Source organism: Paraburkholderia sediminicola (genome assembly GCF_046026895.1).
Taxonomy (GTDB): domain Bacteria; phylum Pseudomonadota; class Gammaproteobacteria; order Burkholderiales; family Burkholderiaceae; genus Paraburkholderia; species Paraburkholderia sediminicola_C.
This window is the reverse complement of record NZ_JAQQEU010000047.1, coordinates 42440-55324: the sequence shown is the minus strand read 5'-3', so window position 1 is coordinate 55324 and position 12885 is coordinate 42440. Positions and strand designations below refer to the sequence as shown.

9 protein-coding genes are annotated in these 12885 nt (G+C 57.7%); 6 read left to right on the top strand and 3 right to left on the bottom strand.

Annotation, left to right across the window (positions count from 1 at the left end; all coding sequences use genetic code 11):
• Positions 1-216: 216 nt before the first annotated feature.
• On the bottom strand, positions 217-939 hold the full coding sequence (locus tag PQR02_RS27080; protein ID WP_408238547.1) for a hypothetical protein: 723 nt from the start codon (positions 937-939) through the stop codon (positions 217-219).
• A 2153-nt stretch (positions 940-3092) separates the two neighbouring features.
• Here PQR02_RS27080 and PQR02_RS27075 point away from each other — a divergent pair.
• From PQR02_RS27075 to PQR02_RS27065, 3 genes are read left to right on the top strand one after another with little or no spacing between them, the layout of a single operon-like run.
• Positions 3093-4097 (top strand): ABC-three component system protein, encoded by a 1005-nt coding sequence (locus PQR02_RS27075; RefSeq protein ID WP_408238544.1) that lies wholly within the window; start codon positions 3093-3095, stop codon positions 4095-4097.
• Complete coding sequence (locus PQR02_RS27070) at positions 4087-4554, top strand: ABC-three component system middle component 2 (RefSeq protein WP_408238541.1); 468 nt, start codon at positions 4087-4089, stop codon at positions 4552-4554. Before PQR02_RS27075 ends, PQR02_RS27070 begins: the two co-directional genes overlap by 11 nt.
• Positions 4554-6362, top strand: coding sequence for a hypothetical protein (locus PQR02_RS27065; RefSeq protein ID WP_408238538.1), 1809 nt, complete (start codon positions 4554-4556; stop codon positions 6360-6362). The genes PQR02_RS27070 and PQR02_RS27065 overlap by 1 nt, the downstream gene beginning before the upstream one ends.
• A 230-nt stretch (positions 6363-6592) precedes the next feature.
• Here the strand turns inward: PQR02_RS27065 and PQR02_RS27060 are convergent, their stop codons facing one another.
• Together PQR02_RS27060 and PQR02_RS27055 are read right to left on the bottom strand one after the other, a co-directional pair.
• Positions 6593-8560: a site-specific integrase gene (locus PQR02_RS27060; RefSeq protein WP_408238535.1), complete on the bottom strand. Its 1968-nt coding sequence runs from the start codon at positions 8558-8560 to the stop codon at positions 6593-6595.
• A 1693-nt stretch (positions 8561-10253) separates the two neighbouring features.
• Complete coding sequence (locus PQR02_RS27055) at positions 10254-10490, bottom strand: helix-turn-helix domain-containing protein (RefSeq protein WP_408238532.1); 237 nt, start codon at positions 10488-10490, stop codon at positions 10254-10256.
• 221 nt (positions 10491-10711) lie between these two features.
• On the opposite strand from PQR02_RS27055, the gene PQR02_RS27050 reads away from it, so the two are divergent.
• The 3 genes from PQR02_RS27050 (at position 10712) to PQR02_RS27040 (ending at position 12741) form a co-directional block, all read left to right on the top strand.
• Positions 10712-11326 carry a hypothetical protein gene (locus PQR02_RS27050; RefSeq protein WP_408238529.1) on the top strand — a complete coding sequence of 205 codons (615 nt, stop codon included), beginning with the start codon at positions 10712-10714 and terminating at the stop codon, positions 11324-11326.
• A gap of 359 nt (positions 11327-11685) precedes the next feature.
• Positions 11686-11823 (top strand): hypothetical protein, encoded by a 138-nt coding sequence (locus PQR02_RS27045; protein WP_408238526.1) that lies wholly within the window; start codon positions 11686-11688, stop codon positions 11821-11823.
• A 732-nt stretch (positions 11824-12555) separates the two neighbouring features.
• Positions 12556-12741: a BPSL0761 family protein gene (locus PQR02_RS27040; protein ID WP_408238523.1), complete on the top strand. Its 186-nt coding sequence runs from the start codon at positions 12556-12558 to the stop codon at positions 12739-12741.
• Positions 12742-12885: the final 144 nt, after the last annotated feature.

The following is a 12885-nucleotide window of genomic DNA, read 5'->3' as shown; positions in this document are numbered from 1 at the left end:
GGCCTGCCGGCCCGTTTTTGCTGATGACTTGGCGGAGGCGGTGAGATTCGAACTCAGTATAAAACCGGGCCAGTCAAATCAAGGACTTAGGTCAGGTCCACAGGGTGATACTGGCACACCTCAGCGGCACACACAAGGCCCGCGAGACGGCCTGCGCATCGACGAGGCATCCGGGACGGCGCACAGCCGCTGGCAACGCATGCGGATGAACAGGACCTATTCCTGGTGCTGGTTCACGCATGGACAGGCAGCCTGGGCTGCGTTCATGTGGTGGTCCGCGCGGTGTTTCAAGCGGGCCTTGTGCGGTGGCCCGGACGGCCGCGCTGGTGACGCCGGCGGACCCGGTGCAGGGGAGGGGTCAAGCTGGCCCATCGCCGGCGATGCGCTGGCCGGGGACCCGGGGTCGTCAAGCCGGCCCATTCCGGGTTCGGCCGGTTCGGCAGTTGCGGAGTCGGTGTCGAGCCGCCCGATTTCCGCCTGCGGGGACCCGGCGCCACGTGCAGTTGACCCGTCCGTTACCGGGTAGACGTACCGGATGTACAGGTAAAAGAAGAAGAAGGTGATAACCAGAATCATGAGTCCCGCGACGGACGACTTGAAGTAAAGCTTGCTGGACTCCTTGCTGGATTCGGCGGTGAGTTCGCTCGCATCCGTGAGCAGTTTCCGCTCGCGCCAGGAAAGGGCAAACACGAAGGCGAGCTGCAGGGCCGCCAGCGCAATGCCGCCCCAGGTCATCCCTTTGACCAGTCGGAGAATCGCATCGCTCTGTGTCTGGCTTTGCTCGTACGCACCACGCCGGACTTCCCATTCGGTCTGGTCATAGGCGTAGCCGGATTCGTTGTGGCAAAACTTGGAGACCTGCTTCAGCGTGTCAATATCGGCGGTCGTTTTGCCCAAGCGCGCAAAGGCGCGGTCATAGCAAGCAGTGAGCTTGGACAAAGCGGCGTCCACCGGTCCCGAAGATGGCGGGGAAGCTGCTACTGCGTCGTTTGCGCCCCATGGGCGACTTGACGCGGCCGGTGCATCGGGTCCCTCGCCATGCGCTCGGTACAGGGCGCAAAACAAGAGCACGACAGTCACTGCTTGGATGACGCGCGTTATCGTTTTCATGACGGCTCCAGAGGCGGGCTTGGCAACTTCTAGTTGCTCGTCCCGGCGCACCAGCACTTTTTGCCGTGAGGCGTGCCAGCTGGGAGCGGGCACCGGGTTTCCGGTCCCACGCACCACACGCTTTCGCTGGGCGATGGGCCGGCGGGGGCCGGTGCCGGGGGGTGCCTGACCGTGGTTACATCGGGCCCGGAAGGGGCGGGGGCGTTCATGAAGTCATCTGTTTCCTGTGCCATGGTCGCCGCTGGCAATGCCACAAGCCAGGCCAGTCCGCCAGTGAACATCCATCGCGCGAAGTCCATAGCGCCTCCCGAATAGAATATTGGTCGTCCTGACCATCGCAATTGCAAGCAGTCGCTCTCGTTTCTGTCGTATCAGCGATGCTTCTTTTCCCTTTATTGACTAACGCCTGGGCACCAGCATTTCTGCCCGTGCGGGGTGCCAGCAGGAAGTGCGCATCTGGTCCCAGCGCTAACGCACCACGCGACGCCAGCAGGCTGGTCTGGGCTGACTGTCGCAGGGCCCAATGGCGAAAAGGCATCCACCGGGCCGGCGGGCGCTGCGGCTGCGGGCGGCGGTGGCATCGCCTGCTCAATCATCTGGTTGATATCGCCGAACCCGACGGCCCATGCCGGTGGTGTCAGGCTTGTCAGCCCGACCAGCGTCGCTACGAACACACGCATCAAGGCAGTCATGACCCCTCCCGCTCCCGGCAAAAGGTAGCCTGCGCTCCGAATGCGGGCATCTAAACAAAAGTAGACCTGCGACGTCGGCGACTCAAGGCCGCAGACCGCACGCCTGCTGCACTCAACGACCAGCTTCGAACGGCTGTGACGAATCTTTCGTGAGCAGCCCAAGGCTCGCCCCGCACGACCTCTGCATGTGCTTCGATTGCAAGGCAATCGGGTTATCGACTCAGGTCATGGTCATGGACATCCTGCCGACGCCCCGCCCCCTGCCCGCGCGACAAATTAATGTGGGACACAGGGATGAAACCGGGAACGGCTATCCCGTCCTAGCCACTCGTTCCGGCACACCAGCACTTTTTGCCGCGAGGCGTACCAGCAGGGAGCGGGCAACGGGTATCCGGACCCACGCACCAGATGCTTTCACCGGCTGACGGGCCGTGCGGGGCCGCTGCTCCTTTTGGGTGGCGGGTGATGGATGGCCCGTAAGGCGCGACTTCCGAAGCCGCCGCTTGGGGCGCGACTGAAGGGGGGGAAGGAGCATAAGCCTGGGCCGGGCTCACCGTCGGCAATACCCCAAGGCCAGCCAGCATGCCCGCGAAAATCCATCGCACAAAGTTCACAGCGCCTCCCGAAAAGGGTGCCCACTGCACGACTAATCGCACGCCGTTGCCTGCGTTGCTGTCGCCTCAGCGAGGCTTCGTGTACCTTTACCGGCTGATGCCGGGGCACCAGCATTTCTGCCCGCGCGATGTTCCGGAGGGGAGGCGACATTTTGTCCCAACGCTGACGCACCACACGGTGGGTTGCCGCTTTTGTTGACGGCTCGCATCAGGGGTGCTGTCGGCCGCCCAGGTCTTTGGACCCGCAGGGGCAACGGGACCGGCTGCCCATGACGGTGTCCCTATCGCTATAAAGACGACCACCATCGCCCATGTTACGAATCTCGAAATTTCCACAAGGCACTCCTCGCCGCAGCCTGCGTTGCCTTGGAACCGGCCTCTCCGCAACGATGCCTTTGATAGAAGGTAGACAAAGGGGCGCGACAAGGCAAGGCAGACCGTCTCCGCCATATTCGCTGTCGTTCCTCAAGTTCTGGACAAATACGCCGATAAACACGGGTCTTGCACGCACCGGGGTACGAATCGCGTGCCGGTATAACCGATGTGGGTGCTTCGAACGGCATCACGCCGCGTTGGCTTTTCGGTAGCAGGACATTAAAAACGTTTGCGGGTCTTCGCTATGAACCATCCGAGTGTCTTCCATCCCGGGCCAGCCGCCATTACGCCGCAGCAGCGAATGTTGCTGATGCACGCGGGCGAATGGGAAGACTTCATCGAGGAGTGCGTCAGTCAACTCCAGAAGGAGGGGCAGTATGTCGAAGTGGTGGCGCTCGGCGGGAGTGGAGACAAAGGTCGTGACGTATGCGGGTATTCGATGGAATATCCGGCAACTGGAACCTGGGACCTCTATCAGGCAAAACACTACGATAGCCCGCTGACTCCGAGCGAGTTTTTTCCAGAACTCGCAAAGTTTGTCACGTGTGTCTGGCGTGAAGACTATACGCGTCCTGCGAAGTATTTCATCTGTGCAAGCAAGGACGTTGGTACAACGCTTTTCGACCTGCTCAAACATCCGGTACGCCTGAAAGAACGCCTTCTCGAAGACTGGCGAAAGAAGGATGGCAAGTTCGGGAAGTTCAGACAACCCCTTGATGCCGACCTTGAGAAGTTCATCGACGCATTCCCGTTTGACGTCGTGAAGCGTCTGCCGCCCATGGAACTGTTGTCAATCCACGGGAGAGATGCATCTTCGTATTGGGCGCGATTCGGAGTTCTTGCTCCTCGAGACAATGACCCAGAAGTGCCTCCACTGCCGGTTTCTGGCGAGTCGACATATGTGACCGAACTGCTAAGGGTATATGCCGAGCATGCCCGGGTGACGATTGATGACGTGCCCGATATTCCGCCTGCGCACGGGCCACACTTCAAGGCTCAGCGGCGGCTCTTTTATTCAGCGGAGGGCTTGCACCGTTTTAGCCGTGACAAGCTGCCAGGGGCATTTGAAGCGCTCCTGGACGAGGTGGAAAACGGGGTTGGGGCAGAGTTGACTTTCCCGCACGAAAGCGGATTCGTTCGCTTGCGCTCCGTTCTTCACACAGCAAACGCGTTGCAGATAATGGATAACCCTTTGCGGGCGCGCCTCAGGTCCGGCGACCTGCAGGGCAGTTGTCATCATCTCGCAAATCAAGGACGGGCCCAGTGGGTCGAAGGCGATGAAGCAGCCAGCGAAAGTGTTCAATAGCTCATTCGAGCTTGGCGTTCGAATGGTGTTCTTGCTGCTCGCTTTGCATCCTCGCAAGGCGGACCTGCAGACGCTTGTCTATATGGACTATGCGGCAATCTACTCGGCCGACCTTGGCGGCCCGAGCAGCCTTCATACGCCAGTGCCGCTACGGAACGGCGAGTACCTTTCCAGGCGAGACGTCATCGAGCAAGGACTTTACCTGATGTCTACCAGGGGCCTCGTGTCGATAGAAGCTGACGTTGGCGGAATCTGGTATTCGGCAGGGGAGAGTGCGGCAGCGCTTGTCGGACTGATTGCCGGGGAATATGGAACGGTATTGGCGGAGCGATGTCGCTGGGTGGCGGACACTGTCGGGAGCCGCTCGGCAGGCGAGATAGAGGTCATGTTTGTCGAGCGCGGACTGCGATGGGGAGCCCACTTCGTCGATGGTGGCTCCGACATCTTGGAGGGTTGATGAGTATTCAGCTTCACAGGTTGTGCATAACCGGTCCAGGCCGGGAGCCGGCAGAGCTGCTGTTTGGCGGACGGTCATATCTTGTGTTCGGTCCAACCGACACAGGTAAGTCGTATGTTCTTGAGAGCTTGCGCTACGGACTCGGCTCCTCAGGTAAGCCTCGCGAAAATGAGTTCTCTGCAGGATATACGCGGCTCGCACTCGAGTTACAGTCGGCCAACGGTGAGGAGTTAACCTTCTTTCGGGACCTCGTGGACGGAGGCGAAGCGGTCTGCGATGGCTATCATCAAACTCCACCTCAGGGCGCAATTCCCGGAGTCAAGCCGCGAAAGATAGCAGGTGTTTTGGCGCTACTATGCGGCGCCTCGGAAAAGCGAATTCTGGTCAAAGCTGGGAAGCGGGAGGGGCTTGCTGCGGGCGACCTGCGCCACTTCAGCCTGTTTGACGAGATTGAGACTCTTGACCTGAAACCGTTGGTTGGAACGGACACGAACCTACAAACACGACGACGCGCCAGCGGTGCGGTCATCCTGACGGGACAGGACGACGACGGGCTGACGCTGGTCGCATCAGCCACCGAACGGGCGAATGCCGGCGGCTATGTCGAAGCAGTCGACGAGGAGCTGGCGATACTCAACGCCCGACTTCCCAAGGACGTCAATGCTTCGAATGTACTTGACGAGATAGCACAGCTGGACGCTCGTATTCAAGGATTGCAGACGTTCTTGCGGAGCAATGAAAGCGCGCTGAATGAGCTGAAGCGTGCGCGATTGCACTTGCAACGGGAGGGCCGGCGCATCGCAAACGAGCACACTGCATTGGCGGAAGCCCGCACGAGGTTCGAGCTTCTCCGAGAGAAATACTCGAGTGACCTTCTGCGGCTGGAGGCTGTCGAAACGGCTGCGTCGGTGATGGATGCTTTTGCTCCCCAGCCCTGTCCGCTGTGCGATACGCCGTTGGAGGCCCAGTCGCGACATGTGCACGCGGAGAACGACTCCTTTGCGTTATTGGCCGACGCTGCGCGCGCGGAGTCTCAGAAGATAGCGCATCTTCAGCTCGGTCTGGCGTCCGCGATTCGCGAGCTTGATGAAGACCTTGAGAGCCTTACGGCAGACCTTCGTGAAGTGCGCACGCAGGAAGCGGACAACTTGCTCGCGCAAGACGCGTTGTTCGCGAACTCGCCGGACCCTGATGGCATGGGCCTCAGTGTGCTGGCCACGCAGAGAACGGAATGGGCGCTTGTATCACGCGACTTGGACCGCGTCGACGTGCTGGTCAAGCGCCGTGAAGAGCACGCGCAACGTGCCAGACGGAAAACTCAAACCGTCGTCCGAAACGTGGCCGGAGATGCGCTGAGCGTTTGCAAACGCATCAAAACGTTGCTGTCAGAGTGGGGAGTTCCGGGGGTCGAGGCGGTGCACTTCGACGAGAAGAATGTGGACGTACTTATAAATCAGCGAAATCGAATTTCCTTCGGGAAAGGAAAACGCGGCATTTTTTTGACGGCGTATGTGGTGGCGCTGATGGAGCACGCGTTGCAGAGCGGCAATCCACATCTCGGATTTGTGGCCGTTGACTCTCCTGTCGTCACTTATAAGGACCCTAAACACGGGGGGAAGGGTGAGGAGTTGCTGGACACGACGGTGGCCGACCGCTTTTACGAATGGCTAGCCGCTCGCCAGGAGCCGGGCCAGGTCATCGTGCTCGAAAACGAAGAACCTTCGACGGCGTTACTTAAACAAATCGCCCACACCGAGTTTATCGGTGAGTCGGGTGGCGTGGGCCGGCGGGGCTTCTTTCCGTTGTGAAGTGGTCTCTGGCCGACGGCCGGTGGGCCTCAGGAGGGCTTCACCTAAGCGTGTTCGCCGTACAGCGTCACCGACCTACAGGTTTGTGTCACGAGCAAATGTGGGATTCAAGGGCTTGCCCACGACGGCAGCGCGCAACGAAGTTGTTTGTTTATTCTCGAGTTGGCATAGCGACCGCGTGGCGGTGAGTCCTCTTGCGTTTGTCGACGCAAGAGGTGCATTTGTGAATCTTATTTTTTCGGTACGTTTCCAAGGTGTTCCTCCCACCGCCCGAATGAATCGTCCTGTCTGAGGTGCGAATAAGTCGCCATCACGGTCTCAAGGCGGTCATGAAGCAGTTGCGCGACAGTCGGATAGTCGTTTGGGTGCTTGCGAAGATAGTCAGTCGCGACGAGATGTCTCACGGCATGCGGCCCAAATCCCGGCGTTTCTTTGATGAAACGCCGGGTGAACTTATTCATCTGCTTGGACAATCCTTCCCACAGGTTTCCATGCTGAGTCGGTAGCAGTAACGCCGTGTCCGGATTCTTTCGGATAAGACGCGGCCGAAATTCGTCAAGGTACTCTTCGATTCGCTCGGAGAGTCCTGCCGGTAAAGGCGCATCATAAGCAGACTTACGCGCGCCGCGTTCGTTTTTGAAGTCGGCAGCTTCGAACCTCAGACGCCAAACCGTCTCCGACCGGTACAAGTTTCCTGTGCCGTCGGCAGCGTAGGTCATAAGCGTAAAGTTGCTCAGCCTTAGAGGATTGGCCATCAGCATTGATAATAGGAGCGCGTCACGTTTGTATACCGCTTCTTGGAGACTACCGGGCGCAGCGGCCGCTGCCGCTTTGTCTAACGCTGTTATCGCTTTCAAGAGCGGCGCCAACGGCTCATTGAGAGCTAGGAGGGCCCGAATCGGCTCTTCAGGCTTTCGTGAGTGGCCGCTTACTTGCTCCATCCACTCGTGCGCGAGCTGGTAAGTTTCCTCGCACATATCTTTGAACGGACGGTCGACATAGCGCGTCGGTAGCCGAGAAGCGAATTTGGGCTGCTGCACGAGGAAACCTGTGCCGTTCGCCGTCAAACTGGACGAGAGGGCGGCAAAAGTGCGATGTCCCTGATGGACGATTCCATCCGCCCGCATCTTGATGAAGGTAAGGTAGGAATCTACGGCCTCAGGGACCGCGAACCACGCTAGCGTCATTACCTCCGACCTCGGTATTCCCATACCCCCCTGGTTCCGGGGTCTACACAGGAATCCGAGGAAAGAACGTATCTTGTTGAATACGATGTCAGCGGAAGGACAACCTGACTCGCCGAGATAGGCCGCAGTTTGTAATTTTCTTGCAATCTGCGTTTTGTGACGCAGCCGCCATCGGCCTCTTTTCGTACGCTTGAGTCTAGGGCGTGTCCGGGTTTTGTATTCAAAGAGGCTATCCCATTCTTGAAGTAGCTCTGCCGAGATTTCACTTTGAGGGAGTGCGTACTCGTCGGTCGTGAGCGATTTCAGACGAGCGCGGTAAGGAATCGTCGCGTGCGTTGTTGTCGGCTGGCCATTTTCATTTTCGGAGATTAAGCATCGCAACGCATCCTTTTTAAGACCGAGGGCCCGCTCGATTCGAGTAAGCGAGGGAAGCGCCCGTCGATTCGGCGTTGACCCCTTTAGCCAACGTGCCACGGCACTTACCGATGCGCCAGCTTTTCGGGCTATCGTTTTTGGCGCCTCGTCTTGGGCAGCAAAAGCCGCACGAAGTGTGCGGTGAAAGAGGCTCGCTTCATCGGCCTGCTTTTGCGGTTCACGCGCGGCGCGTGCTTCCTCAATCAGGTTCGTTACCGACGCCTGCCAAGCGCGAAGGTGGCTTCTGCGGTCTGCGATGGTATGTGGTGCCTTCTGCAGGTGCTCGAGGTAGTCGCGGCTACGGTCGGCAAAGGACAGCATGAGCTCGGCGCCGACTTTCGATTCTGGCGTTTTACCATTGAAGGCCAGGTAGGAAACGAGGGTGCTTTGGTGATTTCGAAAAACTTGCCTCCGCGAAGACGAATCTGGTTCGTCGCTGAGAAGTGCATGTTTGTGGTGGTTTATTAATTCGGCGTAAGAGATTTCCATCTGACCATCGGTAGAGCCCCGCGATGCTTGCCAGCCGGTTACGTTATCTGCGTACGTTACGGTGTAACGTACGTCGCCTAAGCTATTGATAAATTGGGTATTTTTCACCGTGCCCTCCACCTCTTGCATGCCATGCAAGCGGTGCAGGTTTCGTTATGTAGCTTAGGGCGGCGCGGAGCTGATTCATGTTGTTGTTGGATTTCGTGTAGCGCTGAGTTTTAGACTGACCACTTGCGGAATCGAATCTTCTAGTCTGAGTGGCGCGCGCGAGCGCAGTCGGTAGGGCGGGCATGAAGCTCGAGACGGCGCGTCCGGCGACGCATACCTGGTTGGCCACGCGCTGATTGGTAACCAGTGTGGTGTCAATTGCGTGGTGGTTCCGGTGTGTATTAGCCACGGGGGGCGCTGGACCGTTCAAGGTCGCGTAGCAATCAATTTTTGGAGGTTGGGCGCGATGACGACTATTTTCGTCACTCACCTTCGGCAGGACGCATCGTGCGCATCAGCTCATGGTGAGTCAATTTATTAAGTCTGCGCTGTGCCATACGGTTATGAGTCGTACGGTCGAGGATTCGTTATGTCGTCGGCAGGTCCGAGAGCGCGGCTAGTTGCGGAGCAATTAAAACTCGTATAGCTCGCCGGTTAAAACAGCGACGTTCTTTGCGACTCAGTGCCTGCGCCAGGAATTTGCATTCCTCTTTGCGCGGTTTTGGAGACCAGTGTTCGGCGACTCGTTATGCGGTCCGACGCACGGGCGAAAGAGAGTTAATAACTATCGTGTAGCATCCGGACTTAAATGGGAGCGGACCGCCAGACGCCCGAAGCGACGGACTTTCTGTCCGTGCGTCGAAGGACTCGTTGCATGTTCCAGGCTCGGCAGATGGGTCGTTTTGCGTGCGCAGCGGAAGGCTCTAGGGGGCGGGCTTTCTGAGAGCAGGCAAACCCGCGTTATTTCGCGGATGTCGGGACGAGGCGTTGCCAAACGCCGAGAGTTAGTGCTTCGCGGTGGTCCCTCCATACCGACTGTTGGAGACGTCCGGAGCAGCAGATGTGCGCGATGGCGCTTGTGAACGCGGTGGGACGACCGATGGAGAGGGAACGAACTATCCTTCATGGTCCCTCGGATGAACTCGGCCAGAATGAGGATAAAACCCATTCGCTTACTTTAAGAAAAAGTTCTCTCCAGCGGTTAAGTGGTTGTAAATGGGAGCACTCCAGTCCTTAAGGTTTTGGCGTTTTAGCGCGGAAACCGTTTCTCGTGCTCAAGGCCTAAAGTGAATCGATGGGAAATTGTCACAGGACACCTGTGCGCCAGCTAAGGCCAACAATGTTTGCCAGCGAGCATGTCGTCGGATAGTGCGCGTTGATGACTTTTCATACGACTTTAAAACTTTAATGAGGACGGGCTCATCTGCGGGACTGAATTGCTAAAGGTGGGCCATGCGCCGGATAAAGCGAATATCGCAGATATATCGCCTTTGGTTGTCTTCCAGTGCCGGTACGTTACTCCCATCGTCAACGAGACGTTCGGCGCGGCTAGGCTTCGCCGTCAGCGATTCGAGGCTCAGGCCTCGCACTTGCCTATGCTTTGTCTTGCTGCTAAGCGCGATTGTACCGTCGGTTTTTAGGTCGCCGGCCTCGTCACGGTCGCCGAGTCTGCAAACCTGTCGCGGCAACCACGAGGATTCTGCGCGGTTCGAATCCGAGCGGAAACGTTGTCCCCGCTATGTGAGCGCCGAGTCTTTGCGCTTCTTGCAACGTGCACGCTAGGCTTGAACGCGCCCATAACCGTGGTAGGAGCTCACGCGGCCAAAAGCGCGGACGGGTCGACCCCTAGTGCCTCCGCGAGTTTCTGAAGGTTGTCGAGAGTGATATTTGTGACTGCGCGTTCGACCTGACTGATGTAAGTGCGGTGAAAACCACAGTCTTCGCTGAGCCTTTCTTGCGAAACCTTCTTTTCTAACCTCAACCGGCGAACCTGAAGCGCTAGGCGGCGGCGCAGCCATGGGTCGACCGTTTTGTTATCAATTTCGTCCATGCGCGGAGATTGTCGGAACACCGGCCGTTCGTCTACCGCGCAAGCGTCTACCGTGTTTACATCTACTCCGTAAACATCTACAATCGACTCATCGTAGCGCGACTTGAACAATAGAGAGCCAGTCGTGAGCTCGGGCCTCCCCGAATTGAAAAGTCCGGCGCCAAGGTCCGCGACGCGAAACAAGTGGCGCATCTATTTTGTGTGATGCGAGCGGAGCAAGAATGGTTTATATATTTTTCTGCGTCAGCGGAGTACTCGGTCCGATGAATCGTCATCCATCGTTGACGACACGTGAAAATTCCCCGGAATCCTGCTGCTCTCTAGAGAGGGATGTCCAACTGCTAGGGGAAGCGCTCAGTGCGTACCCGGGAGCAGTGATTGTCGTAGGCAATGACTGGCCCCTTTATTACGACCTCAAGACCCTGCGGCAAGCGGACTCTGGATTTGGACGGCGCGTCTTAAATGTGCTCAATACTATAGGGAGTACGAAGGAACAGGCGGTTTTTGATTTCATGGCGAATCGCAATGAACCTTTCGTGATACTGGCTTCTCAAGACTTCGAGTTTTCCCATCGCACCGGTTCGTCGCGAATTGACGTAGACCACGAGCGCGGGTTCGATGACACGGCACGCGCCGCGCTGGAAAGCCACCTGCGGGGATTCGGCGCCCCTGCGACTGACGCACTTTCTGACGACGACATTTTGCGCGCGACGGTTGCCACGGCCGCGCTGCGAACGGCGCGAAACTTCAAGTTTCCGCTGCGGGCAAATCAAGATGCGGCATTTCAGCGTCGTCTCGCAGAGATGCTGTTCGATGTCAAGAGAGAAGAACCTTGAAAGTGCAAGTCGCCGCTGGTTTGCATCCTGAGCTAGTTGTCCGAAATTCGCCAATGTCGCCCTCAGGTGAAACGAATGGCAACGCCACGACTTAATGAGAAGCTCTGGCGGTCATTGCCGGGTGATGTGCGTGATGCTTTTGGGCGCGGAGTTAGGTCCATGCTGCAGGAACTGACTCCGCGAAGTTACGTGGACCTCATGACGCGCTCCTCATTTGAAATTGGGCGAATCTTCAAAAGGGGCTCCGAGATGCCCTCTATGAACGGCGCAAGCAAAAAAGGAAAGAAGGCTTGACGGTCTTAAAAACGAAATAGGAGCAAAGGATGTCCGTTTACCTGCATCAAACCGGAGAGGGACTCATGACCGTCGAACTCGAGCGCTGGTCCGTACGGCGATTCGCAGACGACACGCAGCATTTCGTGGGATTTTGTCTCGAAAGCCGCGATGGCCGCGTTAGTACCAAAATCCTGGAGCTCGATGCGGCAAGTCGAAGCTGACAAACCGCGAGCGGGCGAACATATCGGTTGCTAGGGCGGGCGGGCCGCGACAGTGACGCTGAGTACGTGCGGAACCGAGTGTGGCGCATCTTGGGAGACGGCCAGGAGTGGACCGATGTCACGGAGGAGTTGATGCCGGGTTCGAGGCGCGAGCTGACGGGATGAACTCACCTCGCACAGGTGAAAAAGTAGCGTGGTTCGCGCGGGCGCATGCAGGTGAATTTCTACATTTGTCGCATGAGCTACCGCTGCTGTCGATGCGGCGGGGGCGCGCATGGAACAAACACACGGAGGCATCAGATGATGTTGAACGATGCTTAATATCGCTTCTCGCCGACCTTACCGTCTCGGCTCGACACTATCGGTCGCTTCCGCGACCAGCAAAGACGATGCGGTTCGTGACCGTTTTTGTGGAGCGAGCTAGTTCGACGGACATTCGAGGCGAAGTCTTGGCCAGACTCGACATCGTTCGCGATTTCGATAGTGCGTCGGCGGGGGTCGTCATTAGGGACTCGCCACGTGTGGACATCGGTCCCGTTGCTTGCGGCAGTAATGATGGCGTCTGGGAGGTAACGCAAAAACTGCTGAGCGCTACGTTCCCAAATTTGGACATTTGAAAACCGGTGAAGTCCCGTCGGCGGCAGTCAAAAGCTGCCTGAGAGGCTAGCGCCTCAAGGACAACTTCATCGACTAAGACCTAGTCGACGGAATCGTTCAGAGGAGAAAAGGTCGATGACGATGCCAGATGAACGAACGCAGGCGCTAATTCGTGCGCGCGAACTGTTGCTGGAGTTATCCCTACACCCTGAGCACCTCGATGCAAGGCATTTGCAGGAACGAGCAAGTCACAATCTGCGTCACTATCCAGATGAGGGCCTGATTGCGTCGATTGCTAAAGAATCGATATGGCTGGGCTGACCAAGACGGATACGTAGATGCAGCAAGCATCACAGTGGAGACAACCATGACCTAGTGTCAGGGGGCTCCGAGTATTTGGCGGACCCGATTAGGAATCCACCTTCCACTAAAGATGTGGTGAACGAACTCCTATAACAAAGACAT

What these genes read in the sequence shown, in the direction of transcription:
- PQR02_RS27055 (WP_408238532.1), bottom strand. Translation starts at nt 10,490, where the DNA reads ATGGACGAAATTGATAACAAAACGGTCGACCCATGGCTGCGCCGCCGC.
- PQR02_RS27040 (WP_408238523.1), top strand. Translation starts at nt 12,556, where the DNA reads ATGACGATGCCAGATGAACGAACGCAGGCGCTAATTCGTGCGCGCGAA.
- PQR02_RS27065 (WP_408238538.1), top strand. Translation starts at nt 4,554, where the DNA reads ATGAGTATTCAGCTTCACAGGTTGTGCATAACCGGTCCAGGCCGGGAG.
- PQR02_RS27045 (WP_408238526.1), top strand. Translation starts at nt 11,686, where the DNA reads ATGACCGTCGAACTCGAGCGCTGGTCCGTACGGCGATTCGCAGACGAC.
- PQR02_RS27050 (WP_408238529.1), top strand. Translation starts at nt 10,712, where the DNA reads ATGGTTTATATATTTTTCTGCGTCAGCGGAGTACTCGGTCCGATGAAT.
- PQR02_RS27075 (WP_408238544.1), top strand. Translation starts at nt 3,093, where the DNA reads ATGTTGCTGATGCACGCGGGCGAATGGGAAGACTTCATCGAGGAGTGC.